The organism is Sodalis sp. RH15 (assembly GCF_047324255.1).
GTDB lineage: Bacteria > Pseudomonadota > Gammaproteobacteria > Enterobacterales > Enterobacteriaceae > Acerihabitans > Acerihabitans ligni.
The window spans coordinates 3,666,616-3,690,618 of the sequence record NZ_CP178738.1; the positions used below are offsets into that span (position 1 = coordinate 3,666,616).

Annotated in this window: 14 protein-coding genes; 5 read left to right on the top strand and 9 right to left on the bottom strand. The window is 57.5% G+C overall.

Annotation, left to right across the window (positions count from 1 at the left end):
- Positions 1-28 precede the first annotated feature (28 nt).
- Positions 29-787, bottom strand: coding sequence for a copper homeostasis protein CutC (gene cutC, locus ACL2XO_RS16765; RefSeq protein ID WP_413724727.1), 759 nt, complete (start codon positions 785-787; stop codon positions 29-31).
- A 98-nt stretch (positions 788-885) separates the two neighbouring features.
- On the opposite strand from cutC, the gene ACL2XO_RS16770 reads away from it, so the two are divergent.
- Positions 886-2,028, top strand: coding sequence for a MalY/PatB family protein (locus ACL2XO_RS16770; protein WP_413741088.1), 1,143 nt, complete (start codon positions 886-888; stop codon positions 2,026-2,028).
- A gap of 56 nt (positions 2,029-2,084) precedes the next feature.
- On the opposite strand, the gene ACL2XO_RS16775 is transcribed toward ACL2XO_RS16770, so the two are convergent.
- A complete protein-coding gene (locus ACL2XO_RS16775; RefSeq protein WP_413743077.1) occupies positions 2,085-2,645 on the bottom strand; it encodes a VOC family protein in 561 nt (186 codons plus the stop codon).
- Positions 2,646-3,352: 707 nt separating this feature from the next.
- Here ACL2XO_RS16775 and argS point away from each other — a divergent pair.
- On the top strand, positions 3,353-5,083 hold the full coding sequence (gene argS / locus ACL2XO_RS16780; RefSeq protein WP_413724729.1) for an arginine--tRNA ligase: 1,731 nt from the start codon (positions 3,353-3,355) through the stop codon (positions 5,081-5,083).
- Between the two features lie 492 nt (positions 5,084-5,575).
- Here argS and ACL2XO_RS16785 read toward each other — a convergent pair whose 3' ends face one another.
- The gene (locus tag ACL2XO_RS16785; RefSeq protein ID WP_413724730.1) at positions 5,576-6,217 is read right to left on the bottom strand and encodes an HD domain-containing protein; all 642 of its coding nucleotides are present in this window, start codon (positions 6,215-6,217) and stop codon (positions 5,576-5,578) included.
- Between the two features lie 118 nt (positions 6,218-6,335).
- Between ACL2XO_RS16785 and ACL2XO_RS16790 the strand changes: the two genes are divergently transcribed.
- Positions 6,336-7,361 carry a GlxA family transcriptional regulator gene (locus ACL2XO_RS16790; RefSeq protein WP_413741089.1) on the top strand — a complete coding sequence of 342 codons (1,026 nt, stop codon included), beginning with the start codon at positions 6,336-6,338 and terminating at the stop codon, positions 7,359-7,361.
- 18 nt (positions 7,362-7,379) lie between these two features.
- Here the strand turns inward: ACL2XO_RS16790 and murJ are convergent, their stop codons facing one another.
- From murJ to rimJ, 4 genes are all read right to left on the bottom strand, one after another.
- Positions 7,380-8,915: a murein biosynthesis integral membrane protein MurJ gene (murJ, locus tag ACL2XO_RS16795; RefSeq protein ID WP_413724732.1), complete on the bottom strand. Its 1,536-nt coding sequence runs from the start codon at positions 8,913-8,915 to the stop codon at positions 7,380-7,382.
- A gap of 145 nt (positions 8,916-9,060) precedes the next feature.
- Positions 9,061-17,580: a GH36-type glycosyl hydrolase domain-containing protein gene (locus ACL2XO_RS16800; protein WP_413741090.1), complete on the bottom strand. Its 8,520-nt coding sequence runs from the start codon at positions 17,578-17,580 to the stop codon at positions 9,061-9,063.
- 423 nt (positions 17,581-18,003) lie between these two features.
- On the bottom strand, positions 18,004-18,909 hold the full coding sequence (locus ACL2XO_RS16805) for a Gfo/Idh/MocA family protein (protein ID WP_413724734.1): 906 nt from the start codon (positions 18,907-18,909) through the stop codon (positions 18,004-18,006).
- A 17-nt stretch (positions 18,910-18,926) separates the two neighbouring features.
- A complete protein-coding gene (gene rimJ, locus ACL2XO_RS16810) occupies positions 18,927-19,511 on the bottom strand; it encodes a ribosomal protein S5-alanine N-acetyltransferase (protein ID WP_132921261.1) in 585 nt (194 codons plus the stop codon).
- A 304-nt stretch (positions 19,512-19,815) separates the two neighbouring features.
- Between rimJ and mdtH the strand changes: the two genes are divergently transcribed.
- Positions 19,816-21,021, top strand: a complete 1,206-nt coding sequence (gene mdtH, locus ACL2XO_RS16815) for a multidrug efflux MFS transporter MdtH (protein ID WP_413724735.1) — start codon at positions 19,816-19,818, stop codon at positions 21,019-21,021.
- A gap of 126 nt (positions 21,022-21,147) precedes the next feature.
- On the top strand, positions 21,148-21,714 hold the full coding sequence (locus ACL2XO_RS16820) for a lipoprotein (RefSeq protein ID WP_413741091.1): 567 nt from the start codon (positions 21,148-21,150) through the stop codon (positions 21,712-21,714).
- Between the two features lie 36 nt (positions 21,715-21,750).
- On the opposite strand, the gene ACL2XO_RS16825 is transcribed toward ACL2XO_RS16820, so the two are convergent.
- Together ACL2XO_RS16825 and ACL2XO_RS16830 are read right to left on the bottom strand one after the other, a co-directional pair.
- Complete coding sequence (locus tag ACL2XO_RS16825) at positions 21,751-22,299, bottom strand: molecular chaperone (RefSeq protein WP_413724737.1); 549 nt, start codon at positions 22,297-22,299, stop codon at positions 21,751-21,753.
- Positions 22,300-22,388: 89 nt separating this feature from the next.
- The gene (locus ACL2XO_RS16830; protein WP_413741092.1) at positions 22,389-23,330 is read right to left on the bottom strand and encodes a 2-hydroxyacid dehydrogenase; all 942 of its coding nucleotides are present in this window, start codon (positions 23,328-23,330) and stop codon (positions 22,389-22,391) included.
- Positions 23,331-24,003: the final 673 nt, after the last annotated feature.

Below are 24,003 nucleotides of genomic sequence, written 5' to 3' on the forward strand. Positions count from 1 at the left end.
TAGTTCGTGTGCGCGGCAAAAACTGTCTTCAGGCCAAACGAGGAGAGAGAGTGGATAACGTCAGCGCATGTTTCATCGCCGCCACCATGTCGCCGTCAACACAGTAATGGCTGAATTCATCCGCTTCGTAGTCAACGCTCATGCTGACCCCCGCTTTCCGGTAACGCATACCGGACGGTATGACCTGCCTTGCCGAACTGTGCAATTCACGTATGCCGCTTTGCTGAAACTTATGCAAATTGGTTAAGCGTACGCCCGCACCGGCCATAATGATTGGACCACGACTACGCCCCGTCAGTTCCCTTAATAATGCCAAACCAGCTTCGGCGCTCTGCTGCTGACCGGATGTCAGGATGCGGGCCACTCCCAGATCGGTTAACTGGATTAATGCCTGATGCGGGTTGAAGCACATATCAAAGGCACGATGAAAGGTCACCGCCATCCCTGAACATTGCTGCATAATCAGCCGCATGCGGGCTAAATCGATGTGCCCTTCGGCATCCAGCACGCCCACCACCACGCCGGGAAAACCCATGTCGCGGATAAAGGCCAGCTCATTAAGTATGATTTCGAACTCAATGTCGCTGTAGCAAAAATCGCCGGCCCGGGGCCGGACAATGGGATGCACGGGTATCGTTACCCTCTCGCGGGCCAGCTTTAACGTCCCGTAGCCTGGTGTCAAACCGCCTTCTTTGGGCGCCGAACACAGCTCGATACGATCCGCGCCCGCTTGCTGCGCCGTCAACGCACACTCGACGCTATAGCAGCAGACTTCCAGTTTAGGCATTGTATACTCCTTCTTGACACGCCAGGTTAACAGGCATATGAAAACGTGACCATCCATCTGTTGCGATAGATTCTTATTTATCGCCCAAGGAAATTACTATGGCATTCAACTTTGACGAAAGTATCGACCGACGTCACAGCGACAGTTTTAAGTGGCAAAAGTATTATGAACAGAATGTCATTCCTCTTTGGGTCGCCGATACCGATTTTCGCTCACCGCCCTGCATTATCGAGGCACTGCAGGCACGTATCGCCCATGGCGTCTTTGGTTACGGTTTCCCTCCTCCGGAATTGACGGAACTGTTTATCGCACGTATGGCCGAGCGCTATCACTGGCGGGTGCAACCGGAATGGCTGGTCTTTTTGCCCGGTCTGGTGAGCGGTATTAATCTGGCGGTCCGCGCTTTAACCGGGCCGGATGAAGGCATTGTCATCCCTACCCCTATTTATCCGCCGTTTCGCGCCGCGGCGCGCGGCGCCGGCCGTCAGCAACGCCTCGCCCCCATGGTGTTGAATGACGGGCGCTGGCTGGCGGATTTGACCGCGGTTGAAACCGAACTGACCGGCGTTGAAAAACTGCTGATGTTATGCAATCCCCATAATCCCGGCGGCACCGTTTATCGCCGCGAAGAGCTTCAACAGCAGTTGGCCTTTGCCCAACGCCACGATTTATTGGTGTGTTCCGACGAAATTCACTGCGATCTGCTGCTGGAATCCGGGGTGGAGCATATACCGTTCGCCTCGCTGGACAGTGACGCGGAACAGCGCTCGGTGACCCTGATGTCGCCGTCAAAAACCTTTAATATCGCCGGACTGGGCGCGTCGCTGGCGGTGATCCCCAATCCCGGGCTACGGATGCGTTTTATCGCACAACGCAGCGGCATCGTCCCAAGCGTAGATGTGCTGGCTTTTGTGGCCGCCACCGCAGCCTGGCGTGACGGGCAACCATGGCTGGACGAGCAGTTGGCCTATCTGCGTGGGAATCGGGACTGGCTCAGGGCGCGCATCAATGAATTACCGGGTTTGCATATGGCCTCTCCCGAAGGCACTTATCTGGCGTGGATAGATGCGCATGAGCTGGCGGTGGAAAATCCTCAGCGCTTTTTTGAACAGGCGGGCGTCGGTCTCTCTCCCGGCGCCGAATTCGGCGACCCGCGATTCGTCAGGCTAAATTTCGGCTGCCCACGGGCATTGCTGGAAGAAGGCGTTGAGCGCATGGCTGCTGCCGTCAATGCCGGCTGATTCTTGTCCGTCTTAGGAGGGGTATGGAATGCCGGGCCAGAATGATGCCGCAAAAATTAATCCCCCTCCCCGGCCACAATGGAGCGCAGGCTATGGGGATGAAACTTGATGGTCACATTGCCATCGGTCACCGCCAGCGTCGGGTTGGGTAAAGATTCATTTTCTCCCTGCGGCGCACTGTGCCTGATCCTGATATCGGGAGACGCCAGCGCCCCGTCGCTCAGCAAGGATAGCGCGCGTTGCGCCAGTAAAGGCGCCGGTCCCGGCAGGACTATCTCAATATGCTCCCAGCCTTCGTGGGGATAACGGCGTTTACCAGGCCAGGGCAGCTCCACACAGTCGGTGCGTAACCCGCCGAATTCAATGGGTTCAGTCAAATGGAACAGCACAATGTCCCGGCCGTTAACGGCGCTCTTTTTCAGACAGAGGCCGCATTGCTCCCAGCCGTCGAACCATCGCCGGGCGGTGGTATCCTGATGGCAGCGCAGCGCGATATGATCGATATGACAAACGCTGAGATCCAAACCAAGGCGGTGAGCCAACGTTGCCAGTTGCATTCCGAACCCTATTATATCTTCGGATAAATCCGTTAATTGGTCTATTTGTTGCCATTTCATTTTTTTCACTTTTCTTTCCGGCATATTTTATGTTAGGGCTAAAGTAAAATTAATATAAAATTAACTATTACAAATATTATTATTAATTTTGTAATGATCATATTGCTAATGATTAAGCTTATTTGTTATATGGGAATAGCGCCCTCATTTGACAAATTGTGCTGTAAAGCCCGTCAGAAGCGGGCTTGCGGCCAAGATGGACTTTTAATGCTCAGTATAATCTTAAAGCTCTGGAGGGGGATTGTATAGACATTGGAAATAAGTTAATTTCAAGATCAATAGTGATATGAGAATATAATTATGATGTTACTTATATTGTGTATGGTACTTGTTGTAATTGCTGTATTTTCTATTATATTACATCTTCGTACCAGGAATCGTAATCAGCTGGGCGTCTCACGTAAAAGCCGCCGCCGCTAGCAATTTATCTCCTTTCGGGTTATGGCGCTGCTCACCGAATCCTTTTGTCCTTTCTTTCACCTGCTCATATCCATCGGTTTGACCGGATCTTACGACGCTGCAACTTTCTGCTAAGCGTAGCCGGCCATACTGACGCGGGCCGCCATTTATGGTATAAGCGGTGTTTCTTTTTACTTAACGGCTTGCGCCGGGGCCTTCAGCCATCGGTCGGCAGGGATCGTTATATCAAACGGCCGGGATGTGAGGCAGCGCCTCGCAGCCACGGCGCGGGTAACAAAGGTAATACGGTGAATATTCAGGCTCTCCTTTCAGATAAAGTCAGTCAGGCGTTATTGTCCGCCGGTGCTCCCGCGGCAAGTGAAGCGCAGGTGCGTCAATCCGCAAAAGTGCAGTTTGGCGATTATCAGGCTAACGGTGTGATGACCGTGGCCAAAAAACTCGGTATGCCGCCGCGACAATTGGCTGAAAAAGCAGTAGCGCTGCTGGAGCTTGAAGGCATTGCGGATAAAGTCGACATCGCCGGACCGGGTTTTATCAATATCTTCCTGAACCGCCGCTGGCTGGCGGCCCAGGTTGAAGCCGCCCTGGCTTCGCCGCGGCTGAATATTTCGCCGGTGGCGCCGCAGACCCTGGTGGTGGACTACTCCGCGCCAAACGTGGCGAAAGAGATGCACGTGGGCCATTTGCGATCCACCATTATCGGCGATGCCTCGGTGCGTACCCTGGAATTTCTGGGCCATAACGTTATCCGCGCCAACCACGTGGGTGACTGGGGCACGCAGTTCGGCATGCTGATAGCCTACCTGGAAAAGATTCAATCCAGCGGTGAGCCGGATATGCAGTTGTCCAGCCTGGAGGAGTTCTACCGGGCCGCCAAGAAAACGTACGATGAGGATGCCGCGTTCGCCGAGCGCGCCCGCGGCTATGTGGTGAAGCTTCAGGGCGGCGACGACTATTGCCGCCGGATGTGGCGTAAGCTGGTGGATATCACCATGGCGCAAAACCAGAAGATTTATGATCGCCTGAACGTCACCCTGACCCGCAAGGATGTGATGGGCGAAAGCCTGTATAACGACATGCTGCCGGGTATTGTGGCCGATCTGAAGGCCAAGGGGCTGGCGGTGGAAAGCGACGGCGCCACCGTGGTCTACCTTGAGGAGTTCAGGACCAAGGAAGGCGAGCCGATGGGGGTGATTATCCAGAAAAAAGACGGCGCCTACCTTTATACCACTACCGATATCGCCTGCGCCAAATACCGCTACGAGACGCTGAAAGCCGATCGCGTCCTGTATTATATCGATTCAAGGCAGCATCAGCATTTAATGCAGGCCTGGGCCATCGTGCGCAAAGCGGGCTATGTGCCGGAATCCGTTCCGCTGGAACACCATATGTTCGGCATGATGCTCGGCAAGGACGGCAAACCTTTCAAAACCCGCGCCGGCGGCACCATCAAGCTGTCGGATTTGCTGGATGAAGCGCTGGAACGCGCCCGCCGCCTGATAGCCGGTAAAAATCCGGATATGACGGAGGAGGAATTGGAAACGCTGGCGCAGGTGGTGGGGATCGGCGCGGTGAAATATGCCGATTTGTCCAAAAGCCGTACCACCGATTATGTATTTGATTGGGATTATATGCTGGCCTTTGAGGGCAATACCGCGCCCTATATGCAGTATGCCTATACCCGCGTGGCCTCGGTGTTTAAACGCAGCGGTTTGGATGAAGGTGAATTGACCTTACCGGTAGTGCTGAACGACGATCATGAGGCGCTGTTGGCAACCCGCTTGCTGCAGTTTGAGGAAGCCGTTACCACGGTTGCGCGCGACGGGACGCCTCATGTTATGTGCGCGTATTTATACGATCTGGCGGGGTTGTTTTCGGTGTTTTACGAGCGTTGTCCAATTCTCACCGCGGACAGTCAGGATATTCTGCAAAGCCGTTTGAAGCTGGCGCGGCTGACCGCCCGCACGTTGAAGCAGGGTCTGGATTTGCTGGGTATACAGACGGTGGAACGGATGTAGGGAGGTGGGTCCGCTCTCCCTTTAACACATTCGTTGCACGATCGGTGATGGCGGGCCTACCGCGCCATGGGGCGCTCCGGCAGGCGATAAAACCACGCCTGCTTCGACCCCATCGGCACGCTCTCCCTTTGACACGTTCGTTGCACGATCGGTGATGGCGGGCCTACCGCGCCGTGGGGCGCTCGGGCAGGCGGTAAAACCACGCCTGCTTCGACCCCATCGGCACGCTCTCCCTTTAACACGTTCGTTGCACGTTCGACGATCGCGGGCCTACCGCGCCATGGGGCGCTCCGGCAGGCGGTAAAACCACGCCTGCTTCGACCCCATCGGCACGCTCTCCCTTTGACACGTTCGTTGCACGTTCGACGATCGCGGGCCTACCGCGCCATGGGGCGCTCCGGCAGGCGGTAAAACCACGCCTGCTTCGACCCCATCGGCACGCTCTCCCTTTGACACGTTCGTTGCACGATCGGTGATGGCGGGACTACTAGCCTAGCCCTGCCAGCGTGAGGCGCGAATCACCGAGCAGAAATTGCCTTTTACGAAGTCAGGCTCTTTGTCGGCAATGACGTCGGCTTTGACATTGCCGAAGGTCGTTTGCGGCTTGTCTTTAATGCCCTCATAAAACGCCTGGATGATCTCTTCCTTGAAATTCAGGCTGCGGGGGTGTTCGGCCACGATCTTCCGCCGGATGTCATCTTCATATCCCTCGTAGTTAATACCCAAAACGTCCATCTCAACGCCGGCGGTGACCAGCGCGATAACCGGATCCATGAATTCCGGGATACCGGGCGTGGTATGCAGGGCAATGGCCGTCCAGACCTTATCGATATCCGCCTTGCCGATGCCGTGGCTGTCCAGGAATTCCCGCGCCGTATTCGCGCCGTCTACTTCAAAACGTTTATCGCAGCTGCAGTGTTCATGGGTGAGTCCCATATCGTGGAACATGCAGCCGACGTACAGTAGTTCGGGATCGAACGCCAGTTGACGCTGGCGGCCGGCCAGCGCGGCAAAATAATAGACCCGGCTGGAGTGATGAAACAACAGCGGCGACTCTGTGTCACGTACCATTTCAGTGGCGGCGCGGGCCAGCCGGCTATCGGGGATGCGGATGCCGTTAACGGTGAAAGTCATGATTAAATTCCTCCTGTGGGTTGATAACGTCCAGCATAAAGCGCAAAATTAATGTCCTCAATCGTATTAAAGATACGTTTTAGGACATTCCTACCGCTGGGGACATGGGGACCGACGAATGATCAAGAATATGGTTATCCTGGCTTTGCCGGGGGTGCAGCTGCTGGATGTTTCCGGTCCCCTTGATGTATTCGCCGAGGCGAATGAACAGCGGGGTCGGGAGGTGTATCGCCTTCGGGTGATGGGCTGGCGGCGGGAGGTGATTCACTCCTCTTCCGGCGTAAGGCTTATGCCGGATCTGATGCTGGATGATGAATTGACCGAACCGGTGGATACCTTCCTGGTGGCGGGGGCGCCGGGAATTCGGTCCTTTATCGACGACACGGCCTTGCTGGAGGGCCTGCGCCGTTGGGCGCTTAACAGCCGCCGGTTCGGGTCGGTTTGCAGCGGTGCGTTAATGCTGGCGGCGGCGGGCCTGCTTAACGGGCGCCATGTGGCCACCCACTGGGCGGTAGCCGGCTATTTGGCCGACAGCTATCCCGAAGTGGTGGTGGATACGGATGCCATCACCCTGTCTGACGGTCCGGTGCGCAGCGCGGCGGGCGTGACGTCCGGCCTGGATTTGGCATTAAGCATGGTGGAAGAGGATGTCGGCCGGGAAACCGCCCTGGCGGTGGCCGCGCAGCTGGTAATGTATTTCAAGCGTCCGGGGGGCCAGTCGCAATTCAGCCGCAAGGGGGAGGCCTCATTGAGCGGGCGTTCGGCGCTGCAGGATGTGCAACGCTACGTACAGGCCCATATCAGCGAAAGTCATAATGTGCAGACCATGGCGGCGAGAATGGGACTGAGCCCGCGTCATTTCAACCGGCTCTATCAGCAGCAAATGGGTTTGACGCCGGGAGAGTGGCTGGAGCAGGCACGAGTCGCTCATGCCCGCCGCCTTTTGGAAAGCGTCGGGTCACCCCTCAAGCAAATTGCCGCCCACTGCGGTTTTTCCAGCACAGATATTCTGCGGCGTGCCTTTGTTCGACAATTGCATATCACACCGGCGCAATACCGTAAGTATTTTGCCAGCGAGGCGGAATCATCTGACGAAAAGGCACGGGGCCGCCAGTTGACGGACATGCACGGGACCGTCAGTTGACGGAAATGCTCGGGACCGTCAGTTGACGGAACGGGCGAAATCCCGCACCCGGAATCCCATGGCGGCCAGCGCCGCAAAATAGGATGTAGCCCCCACCGCCACCACCAGCGCCAATCTCAGCAGTCGGGCCAGCATATTGCCCTGGGCCCAATCGGGCATCACCCAGAGCATGCCCAGCAACACCGCCGACATCACCAGTACCGCGATCACCAGACGAATCAGGAACGAGGTCCAGCCCGGCTGCGGCTGGAACATATTCTTTTTGCGTAGTTGCCAATACAGCAGCCCGGCGTTCAGACAGGCGGCCAGCCCGATGGAGAGGGACAATCCGGCGTGCTTCAGCGGACCGATAAACGCCAGGTTCATCACCTGCGTCATGATCAGGGTGAAAATCGCCACTTTTACCGGCGTCTTGATATCCTGCCGGGAGTAAAAGCCCGGCGCCAGTACCTTGACCATAATCAGCCCGATAAGCCCCACCGAATATGCCATCAACGCCCGCTGGGTCATTGAGGCGTCAAAAGCGGTAAAACGTCCGTACTGAAACAGCGCGACGGTAAGTGATTTCGCCAGGATGCCGAGGGCGACGGCGCTGGGCAGCGCCAGAACGAAACAAAGCCGCAGCCCCCAATCCATCAGGCGGGAGTATTCATCGTGATTGCCGCTGGAGAAGCTTTTCGCCAGGGAAGGCAATAAAATCGTCCCCAGAGCCACACCCAGCACCCCGGAAGGAAACTCCATCAAACGATCGGCATAGTACATCCAGGAAACCGAGCCGGACACCAGGAACGAGGCGAAGATGGTATTGATAATCAGCGATATCTGGCTCACCGAAACCCCCAGGATTGCCGGGCCCATTTGCCGCAGTACCCGCCAGACGCCGGCATCCTTGAACTGTAGGCGCGGCATCACCAGCATGCCGATTTTTTTCAGATGGGGTAGTTGATAACCCAGCTGCAATACGCCGCCCACCACCACCGCCCAGGCCAGCGCAAGAACCGGCGGGTGGAAATGGGGAGCGGCGAACAGGGCAAAAAGGATCATGCTGACGTTAAGCAAGGTCGGGGCGAACGCCGGCACCGAGAAACGGTTCCAGGTATTGAGGATCGCTCCCGCCAAGGATGCCAGGGAGATCAGCATGATATAGGGAAAGGTAATACGCAGCAGCGATGAGGTTAGGACAAACTTGTCCGGCGAATCCACGAAGCCGGGGGCGGTGACCATGATAACCCAGGGCGCGGCCAGCATGCCGGCCACGGTCACCAGCGCCAGCGCCAGCGTCAGGAGGCCTGCGATATAGGCGACAAACGTGCGGCTGGCCTCATCTCCCCGCTGGCTTTTGTATTCCGCTAAAATGGGAACAAAAGCCTGGGAAAAGGCGCCTTCGGCAAAGATCCTGCGCAGCAGGTTCGGCAGCTTGAAAGCGACAAAAAACGCATCCGTCGCCATACCGGCGCCGAAAATACGGGCAACGATAGCATCGCGGGCAAAACCCAGCACCCGCGAAAAAAGGGTCATGGAACTGACGGCGGCCAGTGACTTCAATAAGTTCATAGAATGATTTCTACTACGCCCGGATGCCGGGGGTAAGCAAACGCAACCGGCCCCCGCCGACATCCTTATCTTTTATGGTGCGCCTAGTCTACCCTCTGTTTCAGAAATCGCTACCATCAGTTGTAACCTGCGGTAAAGACCAGGGCTACAATTTCAGCACCAGCAGATGGCTGCCGCCATCCAATAGGGTGTGTACCCGGCCTTCGGTCAAGTCCAGCGGATGATTGTCCAACAGCGCCTCGGTAATGCCGCGGGAGCGCAACCCGCTGTTGGTGACCTCAATACTGAAGCGGGTATTCATGACGTTCACTTCGGCATCGAAGCCCGGCCAGCTGGACGGGATGCAAGGATCGACCACCAGCCTATCCCCTTCCCGGCGGATGCCCAGGATGCCTTCCACCCCGGCGCGGTACATCCAGCCCGCCGAACCGGTATACCAGGTCCAGCCGCCGCGGCCGACATGGGGCGCCACTGAGTAGACATCGGCGGCGATTACATAGGGTTCCACCTTATAGCGCGCCACGTCGTCCGGCGTGCGGGCGTGATTGATGGGATTGAGCAGCGAGAACAAATCATGGGCTTTATCCCCTTGATTGAGCCCGACGAACGCCAGGATGGCCCACATGGCGGCATGGGTATACTGACCGCCGTTTTCCCGCAGTCCGGGCGGATAGCCCTTGATGTAACCCGGATCGTGCTCGGTTTTATCGAAGGGCGGCGTAAACAGCAGCGCCAGCATATCCTCGCGACGGATTAACAGCTTGTCCAGCGATGTCATGGCCTGGGCGGCCCGCTTGGGATCGGCCGCGCCGGATAATACCGACCAGGATTGCGCAATGGAATCAATGCGGCATTCGTCGTTATCCTTGCTGCCCAGCCAGGTACCGTCATCGAAGGTCGCGCGGCGATACCATTCTCCGTCCCAGGCTTCCCCCTCGATGGCGGCGCGCAGGGCTTCAGCACGAATCCGCCATTGGGCTGCCCGTTCCGGTTCCCGCTGCTCAACCCAGGGAGTAAACAGCGCCAGGGTTCTGATCAGCAGCCAGCCGAGCCAGACGCTCTCTCCTTTTCCGCCCTCTCCCACCCGGTTCATACCGTCATTCCAGTCGCCGGTTCCCATCAGCGGCAGTCCATGCTCGCCAAAGAGCGTCAGGGTCTGCTCCAGGCCCTGCACACAGTGCTGGTAAACGGTGGCGCTTTCGGCGGCGGCCATCGGCTGGAAGAAAGCATCATGCTCTTCCGGCGCCAGATGCGGCCCGTCCAGATAGTACAGCACTTCATCCAGCACCGTTTCGTCGCGGCTGCAGTTGATATAGGTGGCAACGGCATAGGACAGCCAGACCCGGTCGTCGGAAATGCGGGTGCGGACGCCCTGGCCGGAATGCGGCAACCACCAATGCTGTACGTCTCCATCGATAAACTGGCGTCCCGCCGCCCTTAGCAGATGGCCGCGGGTCAGCTGGGGCTGGGCAAAGGTCAGCGCCATGCCGTCCTGCAGCTGATCGCGAAAGCCATAAGCGCCGCTGGCCTGATAAAAGCCGGACCGGGCCTGGATTCGGCAGGCCTGGGTCTGATAGAGCAGCCAGCCGTTAAGCATGATGTCCATGGCGGGATCCGGCGTGGTGACCTGTATCGCCCCCAACCGCTGCTGCCAATGCTGGGTGACCTGATTCAGCACCGCGTTCAGATCGGCGGCGCGGTAGGTTTCAATCATCTGCCGCGCACCCTGCGCCGAGTCGCTTTGACCAATAAACCACACCACTTCCTGGCTTTGATTGGCCCCCAGCTCAATATGGGTTTGCAACACCGTGCAAGGGTCGAAACCGGCACCGCATGCGCCGCTGAGACGGCTGCCGTTCACCAGGGCGGCCGGGGAATTCATGCTGCCGTTGCGGCCGAGGAATTCGGTACGATCGGCGGTAAAGCCATCCTGCCGCCCGTCGAGATCGGCGAATGCGACGCGGCCCTGGAAGGCCGTGGACCACGAATTGCGCACCAGCAACGCGCCGGTGCTTTCATCGCGCTCGGTAATAATGAAGGGTCCCGACGCGCCGCGGGAGGTGCCCAGCACCCATTCCGTATAGGCGGAGATGGATAAGCGCAGCGGCTGATCGCCAAGGTTATGTATGGTAAGCCGGGAAATTTTAATGGAATCTTCCAGCGGAACGTACTGCAACAGTTCGACGGCGGTGTGCTGGGTATGGTGTTCAAAACGTGAGTAGCCGAAACCATGGCGGGCCAGATAACGGCCGCCATCGTCGATGGGGTGCAGCGTGGGGCTCCATAGCTCGCCGGTGGCTTCATTACGGATATAAATGGCTTCGCCGCCATTGTCCGCCACCGCATCGTTCAGCCAGGGAGTGAGCTGATTTTCGCGGCTGTTTTGCGACCAGCTGTAACCGCTGCCCCGGGCCGATACCAGAAACCCGAAGTCCGGATTGGCGATAACGTTAATCCAGGGCGCGGGCGGCCTCGTCTGGGCATCCATGACCGTGACATATTCACGACCGTGGCGGGCAAAGCCGCCGGTGCCGTTGAAGAACGCCAGATCCGCCGGCAACGGGATCTGCGCCGCCACCGGCAGTTTCAACCTGCGCTGCGGCAGCATCGTCACCGGCGGCAGTTCCAGCTCCGCCAATTGGGTGGAGATGCGGCCCCGTCTGGCCAACAGCGAGACCCGTGCCACGGATTGCAACAGCATCCGCGCCTCATGGCTTATCAAATCGGCGCGCAGCGTATAGACGCTGCCCCTGGAAGATTCACCGGCGTAACGCGGACGCGACTGGCTGCTGCGCACCGCGGTATCGATGGCCACCTGCAAATCCTGCATATAAGAGGAAGAGTGCTCATTGATGATCACCACATCAACGCTTAACAGCTTCATGTGCCAATATTCCTGGGCGCGCAGCAGCTGTTTCACCTGGGCGATGTCCTGGATATCGTCGATACGCAGCAATACGATGGGCAGATCGCCGGAGATGGACAAAGGCCAAAGATCGGATTGTTTGCCCGCCCCACGGATAATGGTATCGGAAGGCGGACGGAAACGGGCGTCGGTATACAGCAGCGGCGCGGCCAGGCGCTGGAAATCCGCCGCCTCTTCGGCGTTGATGCCCAAATGGCGCAACTGTACCTGCGCCTGGGTCCAGGCCAGGGTCTTTGCGCGCTTATAGGCGCTGCGGTCATGATGTTTATCAATCAGGGCCAGTAATTCCGCTTCGCTGCCGGCCACCAGCGTCCAGAAGGTGACGCGCACCGAACTGCCGGCGGGAATACGCACCTGGCGGCGCAGGGAGAAGATGGGATCAAGCACCGTGCCGACGGTATTGGACAGCGGCTGCCGGCCCTGGATCGCCTCGCTGTGAAGTGGTGAAATGCCGGTGCCGATAAAACGCGCCCGATCGGTTTCATATTGCGGGTCAGCGATGCTTTCCCCTTCGACAATGGCCAAATGGGCCGCCCATACCCGCGGTTCCTGCGGCGTGCGGGGGCGGCGGGTGGCGATAAGGGCAGTGAACTCCGGCAAATAGTGGGTCTGTACGAACATTTTAGCGAACGCCGGATGGGCGGCATCGGTATTGGCGGAGGCCAGCACGAGCTCCGCGTAGGAGGTCAGCTCCACTTCCCGCACGCGGCGGCCGCTGTTGGTGAGCATGACGCGCCTGACTTCACCGTCGTCCTCGCCGGACACCAGGACATTCAAGGTGGTGGTAAGGGTACGGTCATGGTGAATGAAGGTCGCGTCGTCTTCGCTGAAAATCACCTGGTTGAAGGACTTGCCTTGCAAGGCGCGAACCCGTCGTTCGCTCATGGCGGTCATGCCCTGGGTTTGCAAACCCGCCGCCCAGATTTTTCCGCTGCGCAGATCGCGAAAACGGATAAACGAGCGGGCGTCGTCACGGGTGACGTCTTCCCGCCAGCGGGTGATGGCGATATCGCCCCAGCGACTGTAACCGCCGCCGGCGACGGTAAGCATCACCGCATAATGCCCGTTGGAAACCATATGGACCACCGGCGCGCCGGCGGGTATGGCGGAGAAACGACGTTGGCTCATCAGGTTGAGGCCGGATTTATCCACTGCCCGTTTCACTTCTTCGGCATGGAGTTTGGCCATGGCCACTTCGCGCGGCATTCTTTCCTGCAACAGCAGTTCGCACGACTGGATCATCGGTTCCCGATGGAAACGTTCACGCATAATACCCTGCTGCAGGGTATTATTCAGCGCCACCAGCGTCATGCCCTGGTGATGCGCCATATAGCTGCGCACCACCGCCACCTTCTGTTTTTCAGGCAGTCTGGCGGCGGTAAAATCCAGGGCCTCGTAAAAACCGAATGTACCCTTCGCGCCCAGCTGCGCCAACCGGCGGTAGTTTTCCACCGCCCCCAGGCTGTCCACCATGGAGGCCAGACCGGTGGCGTAGGGAGCGATTACGCTGTTTTGCGCCAATCCGCGCTGCAACCCCAGGCCCGGCACGCCGAAATTGGAGTATTGATAGGTAAAGTCCAGATCGCGGGCATTGTAGGCCGACTCCGAAATCCCCCAGGGGATATGCAGGGAGTGGCCGTAGGCCTGCTGATGCGCCACCACCACCCGGTTGGTTTGCTCCAGCAGGGTGCCGGCCGCCGCGCGCATCACCAGCGACGGCATCAGGTATTCAAACATGGAGCCCGACCAGGAAATCAGCGCGGCGCCTTTGCCGGAGCGGATAGCGGCGCGGCTCAGCCGGAACCAGTGCTTGGTGGGTATATCCCCCTTGGCGATGGCGAACAGGCTGGCCAGGCGGGCTTCGGACGCCAACAGGTCATAGCAGCTGCTGTCGAGCTGGTTATCGGTGAATGAGTAGCCGATGGACAGCAGTTTGCGTTCATCATCCACCAGGAAACGGAAATCCATGTCCAGAGCCAGCGCGCGGGCGGTGTCCGCCAGCGATTGCAGACGAACGTTCAGGGTCGCCGCCGGCGCCAGGGCGATTTGCAGATCTTCATAGTGGGCGGTCAGACCGTTTTTAAGGGACTCCAGCCAGAACAGCAGGGTGGACTCGGGGGTCTCCTCCATCAAGGCCAGCATATCGATAACCAGCCCGTGCGCCTCTTCCGCCAGTACCTGTAGCTTTGGCAGCAGGATTTCCTCCGGCTGGCCTTCCGTCAGTTGGCGATCGATTTCATCCAGGGCCACCGTCAGCGGCAGATTGTCCAGTTCCGGCGTTACTTTCAGCGCCTGGCGGATCAGCAGCAAATGATCGCGGGTGCCGGCGCGCCAGGTGGGAGCGATGGGGTGATTCAGCCACTCTTCGCAGGCATTGGCCAATGCGATGAGGTGGCCGGCCAGATTGCCGCTGTCAACCGACGAGACATAGGCCGGCGTCAATGCCTCAAGCGTCCGGGTTTCGTACCAATTGAAAAAGTGCCCGCGGTAGCGCTGCAGCTTGAGCAGGGACTCAAAGGTCGCTTCAAGCCGTTCCAATGTCGCGCCGGTTCCGGTCCAGCCAAAATCCCGCGCCGTTACCGAAGACAGCAGATACAGGCCGATATTGGTGGGTGAGGTACGGTGGGCGATAACCGGCCGCGGATCTTCCTGGAAGTTATCCGGCGGCAGCATATTGTCCTCCGGCGTCACAAAGGTTTCGAAAAACCGCCAGGTACGGCGGGCAATCAACCGCATTTCCTGGGTTTCATCGGCATCAAGCTTAGACTTCGGCTTGATGACCGGCGCCCGGCTGGCCCAGTACGCCATCACCGGCGCCGAGAGCCACAGCAGGACAAATACCCCCGCCAGCGGCCAATTCCAGGGTGCGAAAACCAGTACCGCCGCCACCATGACCAGCGCCAACAGGAGACTAAACGACATGTGCCGGCAATAATTCCATAACGTCGGACGCGGGCTGCCGCCGGTCTGTGCAGAGGTGGTCCACTCCAGCAGTTTGCGATGGCTAAAACAGATGCGATAAATCGAGCGGGCAATGGCGTCGCACATCTGCCAGCCATGATCGGCCATAAAAACCACTTGCATCAGGATCCGCAGCAGGGCATAGCGAAAATCGCTGGCGACATTGATTAAATGCTTGCTCAGGGGAATCCGACGGCGGCGCGGCAGAAGATCGCAGAAAATGGGTATTAGCGAAGGAATGGCGATAGCCGCCAGGATAAACCCGGTGGCCGTCAGCGCCAGAGGCGCGGGCAGCAGCCAGCTCCAGCCCAGGGCCAGCAGGCAGCAGGGCGCCATCAGCGAACGGCGCAGGTTGTCGATCATTTTCCAGCGGCCCACGGCGGGAACCGGGCTTAATCCACCGTGTCCGTTGAGGATCCAGGGCAATAATTGCCAGTCTCCCCGGGTCCAGCGATGCTGCCTTTTGAGCACCACGTCGTAACGTGCCGGAGAATCTTCCACCAGTTCCACATCGGATGCCAGCCCGGCCCGGGCATAGATACCTTCGAACAGATCGTGGCTGAGCAGCGTGTTGGCGGGGATACGATTGTTAAGGGCCGCTTCAAAAGCGTCCACATCATAGATGCCTTTACCGGTGTAGGAGCCTTCGCCGAATAAATCCTGATAGACATCCGACACCGCCGAGGCATAAGGATCCAGGCCGCCCGGGCCGGAGAAGACCCGTTGGTAGACTGAACCGTCGGTACCCAGCGGCAAGGAAGGGGTCACCCGGGGTTGCAGGATGCCGTAGCCGGCGATGATGCGTTTACCCAGGCGGTCGAATTTCGGCCGGTTAAGGGGATGGGCCATTTTACCCACCAATTGCAGCGCGGTATCACGCGGCAGGCGGGTATCGGCATCCAGGGTTATCACATAGCGCACGTTTTCAGGCACCCGGCTGCCGTCAATAAAACTGGTGTCGGCAGCGCCGCGCAAAAAACGGTTCAGTTCATGTAGTTTTCCCCGTTTACGCTCCCACCCCATCCAGCAGCCTTCCTGTTCATTGAACACGCGGCGGCGGTGCAGCAACAGAAAACGTTCCCCCGCCGGGCCGGGACCGTGGCGCTGATTCAGCCGGTCGATCCCCTCCCTGGCGCAGGCGATCAACGCCTCGTCCCCAGGCAGATTTTCCAGCGGGGCATCCAAACTGTCGGAGAGCAGCGCAAAGGTTAAATCCCCTTCGCCGCTCGCCAGAAAATGCACTTCCAGGCGTTCAATCTGTTCATTGATATCATTTTCATCGCCGAGCAGTACCGGTACCACAACCATGGTGCGAAGCCGGGTCGGCACGCCCTCGTTCAGGGCCAGTCCCGCCAGGGGCGAGGCGCCGAGCCGCCAGTTCACCAGGCGGTTGACCAAGGCGCAGGCGGCCTCGCTGGCCACGGGCAGCACCAGGATGACGAATCCGATAAGCCAGCCGATCCCGGCGGCGTGACGGAACAGAGCCGCCGTTTCCACCGCCGCCAGCAATCCCAGCAGGACGATTGCGCCGGCATAGCCGGTAATGCCGGGTTGGATAACATAGCGGCTGATACGCAGGCGCCAGGGCGCCTTGAAGCCGAGATCCCTCTCCAATGCCTGCCGTCCGCCGGCAATGAGATGATAACCCGGATCGCCCACGCGGGCGGCTTCGTCAGGGTCGGTTTGATCGGCGGCGGCGTCATGGGCCAGGGATAATACCCGTCCGGCAATGTCCAGTTCGCTGTAAGACGAACCGCGCGCCAACAGTTCGATGGCGCTGCGGTAAAGATTTCGGGTGGTGAAATTCATCTCGTCAAAGGTGCTGTGCTGACCGAGCCGTTCATCCACCAGGCTGACGCTTTCAAACAGCGTCGCCCAATCAATATCCGAAATTAAGCGCATGCTGGTAATGATGTTGCGCACCGTGACGTTGGATGCCCCCAGACGCTGCTGGGCATTCTGCACGATGGCTTCAATGGAACTGTCCTGCTGGGCTAATCGTTTTTCCAGCCAGCTCAATGCCGGTGTGGTGCGTGGATCCTGATTACGCAAGCGTTTAGCCAGCTGCGCGGCGAAATGTTCGTTCAGCGGCGAGGCGTAACTGTCCAGATGCGCCGCAGCCATGGCCGCCAGCGCGTCGCCTTTGGTCAACAGGCGGTTGGCAAGATTTTCCGCCCGCTGGCGGGCCTCGCGCCCTTCGTCTATCTGATCCGCCAGCCGCCGCAAATTCTCAATCAATACAATGCGCAGGGTAATGGCCACCGCCCAAAGTTCACCGATGGTCAGGGGCTGGACCCGCTGGTAGGCATTGATAAAGCGTTTGAGGTTTTCCGGGTCGAAATGGCTATCGGTATGGGCGATAAACGCCCAGGCCAGCCCGAATACCCTGGGATAGCCGGCAAAAGGCCCTTGAGACAGTTTCGGCAGCAGACGATAAAAACTGGGGGGCAAATCCTCGCGGATTTCACGTATTTGAGCTTCAACCAAATGATAATTATCCAGCAGCCACTCGGCGGCGGGAACCACGGTATTGCCCTTTTCCAGCTCCATGGCGCTGGAGCGATAGGCGGCCAGCAATACCGTCGCATTGTCATTCAGGCGCTCATGCAGCGACAACACCTTCGGCGGCCGGTCCGTGACGTCCTGGGCCGCCGCCAGGCTCTCGGCATGCTGCTCCAGGCGTTCGGCGCCGAATAATTCTTTCCTGACGGGAGCGCTGTCATTCCAGGGGGACGTGGTTTTATGCAAATGCAGAAAATCAGCGAGCATCTTTTTCATAGGAGCCTTAAACCTGCGGCATCGTGTCACAGGGGGGTGAATAAAATAATAATAAAAAACGAAATACCGTTCCGGCGGATAATACATTCCGCCATGTCATGGCCGGTTTCTTAACCCTGGGAAAAGCAGCACTTTACGGCAGTGCCGGGATGAGATATGCCTTTTGAGGCATAAATGACATGTGATAATAAATATGAAGGCAACCGGATTGCCAGACCCGCTCGGCCTGTGCGTTTATGCAGTGAAACCTTGAGGCAGTGAGCGGGTCCTCTGAATATGGACCATAAACCCCATTTGCGCCAATCAGCCGATAAAAATTTGCATCCGCTATCGCAAACAGCATAAAAAATAGGCGGTTTGCGGCACGACATCACGCCGCCCCGCCGCGTTGACAAGGAGTGGATACCGGACCGGAGACCAGGTCTACACCGGCAACCGTTCTATCCAGGACTGGGCGAGTATGGCCTGCTCGCCGCTCACCGAAGGGGAGGTCTGATTGCTCACCGCCTCGATAAAATGCCGCACCGCGCCGGTAAAGCCGCGCTGGGTTAAAATGGTCTGCCAGGGGGGGACCGGTAATTCACTGATAATCCCCCGGCTTTCGCTGCGCCACAGCCGCATCTCTTCAATATGATACAGCGCGCCCGAGGTCACCGCGTCCACCGTTTCGCGCTGGCTGCCGGCCTGGCGATGCATGCTGGTGGTAACGCTGCACTCTCCCTGCTGGAAATGGTGCTCCGCGTAGAGCATCTGGCCGGCTTCGTTGGCCCGCACCGTACCGCTGAGCAGTGTCGCCGCTCCGCCCCCCAGCCACAGCGCGGTATCCACCACGTGAAGGTAATCGTCAAGCAGCGTGAATCGCAGATCCCGGGGACCGATACTGTCCTCGCGGTGTTTATCCATCCGGATGGAGGCCGGCTGGCGCAAGGTTTGTTTCAACTGCAGATAAAGCGGCGCGAAACGGCGGTTGAACCCCACCATGAGCGCGCATTTGTGGCGCGCGGCCAGGGCCACCAGCTGTTCCGCCCGTTCCAGGCTGTCCGCCAGGGGTTTATCCACATAGACGTGAATACCGCGGGTGAGCAGAGACGCCACCACGTCGAAATGGGTGGCGGTGCTGGTATGCACGAATACCGCATCGCACCGTTGCGCCAAGGCGTCCAGGCTACCGAAACAATCAATGCGGTAACCCGCGCAAAGGGCCTGCGCCTTGGCCTGGTTGGGAGAGAACGCGCCCATTAGCCGCCAGTCCTGCTCCTGGCACAACAGCGGCAAATAGACTTTTTGCGCAATGCCGCCCAATCCGACAATGCCGATGCGTAGGGTCATATATTCTCCAGAGAATGTCAGCGTCCCGGCGTCCAGCCGGTATAGGTCAGCGCGGTCAACACATGGTCCCGCCATTTGCCGTCGATCATCAAATAATCCTTGGCATATCCTTCCCGTTCAAACCCGAGCCGCGCCAGCAGATTGCCGCTGCGCTTATTGTGCGGCATATAGTTGGCCATAATGCGGTGCATCTGCTGCTGCCGCTGCATATAGCGGATGGCGGATTGCAGGGCTTCGTACATCAGCCCCTGCCCTTGCCATTTTTCCCCCAGCGAGTAACCGAGAAAACAGGCATGGAAAGAGCCGCGCAGCACATTGCTGAAATTGGCCACGCCATAAATTTCATTTTCTTCCGGATCGAGCAAAATGAAATAGTAGGCGGTTCCCTGCCGGTGCATCTCGGTTATCAGCCCCAGTCGCGCCTGCCAGCCCGACGGGAAACAGTGGCTTTCATCACGAATGGGTTCCCAGGGCTTCAGGAAGGCCCGATTGCCGGCATAATAATCGGCCAGGCGATACGCGTCGCGTTCGTGGACCAAACGTACCACCATTCTGGCGGTAACCAGTCGCACCTTCGGCGACGCTGAGCGATAGCCAAACATCTTTCCTCCGCTATCAGGGCTATTTAACAACCATCATGGGGCACCCCGATCATGGGCCATCATCACCCTTACGGCAAGAGCCTCGTCGCGCGCTGTAATAACTATAACCTTTTCATTTCACCATAATAAAAGCCGGCGGGAACTTTTTTTTCATCTCAGGGGGACAGAAAAGAGATCGTCCTCATAAATTATCGTTTTTACTATTATTTTTCGATGAAAAATATCCTGTCGGCAGGGGTTTCGTTATGGCGTCATAACGGTCAGAATGAAGATCCTTTGCAAAGATTTAACCTTTTGGTGAAGTATGTCATCGGTTTCGCAAGCTAGGAGCTTGGGTAAATATTTCCTCCTCGTGGATAATATGTTGGTGGTGCTGGGTTTTTTTGTGGTGTTTCCGCTCATTTCCATCCGATTTGTCGACCAGTTGGGCTGGGCGGCGATGATGGTGGGCATCGGCCTCGGATTACGCCAATTTGTCCAACAGGGGCTGGGCATCTTTGGCGGCGCCATTGCCGATCGCCTGGGGGCCAAACCGATGATCATCGCCGGCATGCTGCTGCGCGCCGTGGCATTCGCCCTGATGGCCATTGCCGACGAACCCTGGCTGTTATGGCTGTCATGCGTCCTTTCCGGCCTCGGCGGGACGCTGTTCGATCCGCCCCGGACCGCAATGGTGGTTAAGCTTATCCGTCCTAACGAACGGGGCCGCTTTTTCTCGCTATTGATGATGCAAGACAGCGCCGGTTCGGTGATAGGGGCGCTTATCGGCAGTTGGCTGCTGAAATATGACTTCCACCTGGTATGCTGGGCGGGCGCCCTGCTGTTTATACTGGCGGCGATATTTAACGCCTGGATGCTGCCGGCCTACCGTATTTCCACTACCCGCGCGCCGATCCTTGAAGGCATGCGCAGGGTGCTGCGGGATCACCGCTTTGTCACCTTCGTCCTGACCCTCACCGGCTATTATATGCTGGCGGTGCAGGTGTTGCTGATGCTGCCCATCAAAGTGAATGAGGTGGCCGGCCGGCCCTCGGCGGTGAAATGGATGTATGCCATCGAAGCCATGCTGTCCCTGCTGTTCCTGTATCCCGTCGCCCGCTGGAGCGAGAAGCGCTTCAGCCTGGAGATGCGCTTGATGGCGGGTCTGTTTATCATGTCCTTAAGCATGTTCCCCATCGGGCTGGTGGATAGCCTGCAGACCCTGTTCGGCCTGATCGGCCTGTTTTATATCGGGTCAATCATCGCCGAACCGGCGCGGGAAACCCTGGGGGCCTCGCTGGCGGACAGCCGCGCCCGCGGAAGCTATCTGGGTTTTAGCCGTCTGGGCCTGGCCCTGGGAGGCGCCATCGGCTACAGCGGCGGCGGCTGGTTATACGATGCCGGGCACCGGCTGGACCTGCCGGAACTGCCCTGGTGCATGCTCGGCGCTATCGGGCTGGCGACGCTCTTTGGTTTATACCGGCAATTCCGCCAGCGGCGCATCGAACCGGCCATGTTAAGCGGCCACTGATTCCCTTCGGTCGGCCGCCCGGCGATTATCCCAGGTGATATTGCGGGCTGTTTCGCTCTTATCCCGCCGCGTCGCATGATATGCTGCGGCAAGTCAAATCATGTGACGAGCTAAAACGGAAAAGGAATGAAAAAAAGAACTTTTGCGGCGCTGGCCGTGATATTGAGCCTGGCATTGACCGGCTGTAATAAGCTGACCGAATACCGGCTCAGCGAGCAGGACGTTAACGGCTATCTGCAAAAACATAATAATTTCCAGAAGGCCATCGGCGTGCCTGGCTTGCTGAATGCCAATATCGTACTCACCGATCTCAGCAGCCAGATTGGCCGGACCGAGCCGGATAAAGTCCGCCTGTCCGGCAATGCCCATTTAGATATCCAGTCATTGTGGGGTTCCCAACGGGCGGATTTGAAACTCACCCTGCAGGCGCAGCCTTATTACGATAGAGATCAGGGAGCTATTTATCTCAAAGACATGCAGTTGGTGGATTATCAGGTGCAGCCGGAAAAACTCCAGTCGACGTTCAAGGTATTGGCGCCTTATCTTAATAATTCTCTGAAGTCTTATTTCGATAGTACGCCGGCCTACGTGCTGGAAGCCGACCGCAGTAAAACCGAGGCGCTGGCCAAAAAGCTGGCCAAGGGACTGGAAGTAAAACCCGGCGAACTGATTTTTCCTTTCACCGGCGGCTAAACGGCGTGATGCCGGTTAACGGAGCCGGCTTCGCACCTACTCGGACTCCTCCGCCAGCTCTTCTCGCATCGCCTGCAAGGCTTCCCGGCTGATAGCCGCCAGGACCCGATAAAAATCGGTGCCGGCATGGGCTTCCACCTTGCCTAAAAAGAGGTCGCTCCAGGGCAGCAGGAACTCATCGAACAGCCGGGACTGGGCGATAATCTCATCCTGCTGTGCATGATCTTCCAACCATGAAGCCGTCAGCAGCAGCGCTCCGAAATGGTCGGTGGCGGATTCCGACACCGGCATGCCTACTTCTCCCAAAAAAGCGCGGACGTCGCTTTCCGGAGCGTCGAGCCAGGAAGAGCGAAAAGGCGGCACCTTGGCCGTTTCTCCGGCGAACAGGGCGGAAAAGTCGTCCGCTAACGCCTGAGGCACGCAGCTCTTGCCAAGGCGAGCCAATAACGCATCCTGCTCCAGGGGCCAATGTTCGGTCAGCTTGCCTTCCGTGATAAGCACCATCAGCGGCGCCAGTACCGCATCCTGCGGCGACCGGTAAAACAGGGTTCCCAATACCCGGCAAACCATCGAAAAATCATTCATTGCAATACCCGCATTATTAAACGGTTGCAGACCTTGTCATAATTTGATGAATTCCGCAATGGGCGGCTTGTTTTTTTGCTCGTGTAAATTCAATATCCTTCGTCGCGATCCACCAAGCCAACGGGAGGTTCGCCGGCCTCAATGCGCCTTATGTTTTCGGCTATGCTATCCATCGCTAAAGAGGATACGGTGACGGCGGCGATATGCGGCGTCAGGGTGATCCGTGGCGTATGCCAAAACGGGTGGTCGGGCGGCAGGGGCTCTTGACGGCAAACATCGAGCGTAGCGGCGGCGATTTGCCCCTGCGCCAACGCCGCCAGCAGATCGGCCTCCACCAAATGGGCACCGCGGGCGACGTTAATCACAAATGCTCCCCGATTCAGGAGGGCGAAGAGTTCCGCGTTAAGTATGCCTTCGGTCCGGGGCGTGTTGGGTAAGAGGTTCACCAATACCTGGAGTCCGGCTAAAAAGCCAGGCAATTGCCCGTCGCCGGCAAAGCTGTCGACGTCAGGTATGCTCTTGCGGGTCAGGCTCCAGCACCGTACCGGGAAGCCGCAACCGGCCAGGGATTTCGCCACCTTCTGTCCCAGGACCCCGGCCCCCGCCACCCCAATGATAAAGCGGCGCTTATCGTACAACGGCAGCTCCCGCCATGTTCCTCGGGATTGGCACAACAGGTATTCGTCCAGCCGGCGATAATAACGCAGCACTGCGGCCAAAACATACTCAACCATTTGTTCCGCCATGCCGGCATCCTCCAGGCGCATCAGAGGAATGCTCTCGGGCAGCACCAGCGGATGAAGCCGCAGGGTCTGCATTAACGCATCGACCCCGGCCCCCAGAATAAACACGCCCTTCAAGGCGGTACGCCCGGTCAACATGCCCGCCGGCGGATGCCAAACCAGGGCATAATCCGCCGGCAGCCTGTCTTCAGGCAGCCATGCCCGCAGATGTGCGCCGGATAAACGCGCCTCCATGCCGGCTATCCACGGTGCCACAGGCTCGGAAGGATGATAAAAGATAATGTCCACGGCGCGGGTCCTTTTGACGGATTCGAAGCTTTCATCTATCTGAACATACCGTCTGACGAGGCGGTGAACAATCCCTGCAGACAGTCGGCCTAAAAGAGCTGCACGCATTGGCAAGAATCATGAATACGACACCACATGACGTTTTACGAAAAAAAATGAGGAAATCAGGATTTGATTTAACATTTAATGCTCTTTTTTTGGGATTTTTTTGCCATCCCATTGCCAGGATTTGTCCATAAAACCGGAAGGACGCCATAAAAAAAGCGTTGGTCCCTTAAGAAAAGACTTAGGTTTATGAAAAACAATTATGAAGAAAAAATAATTTGTATGATGTCATTAAATTTATAAGCATGCCAATCGTTAGCGTTTTTTACCATAACTGGATCGCATTAATTATGGACTGGCTTGAATAATTATTCATTTTGATGAATTTAAAATAGCTTTTTAAAAAAAACAACTTCCTCCATGAATTTTAAGATCTTATTTTTCATATAGTTATATCATCTTTATCGCAAGCGTTTTCTCTTCCTCCTTTTTGAGACAGATTTTTCTTACTTTTTTTAATCATCATACCTAAAGACCATTGCTAAAATTTAAGTCAATATAAAATTCAGTTTGATAGATGAAATCTAATAAAATTTCAATGAAATTTATTTTATATCCACATAAAAAC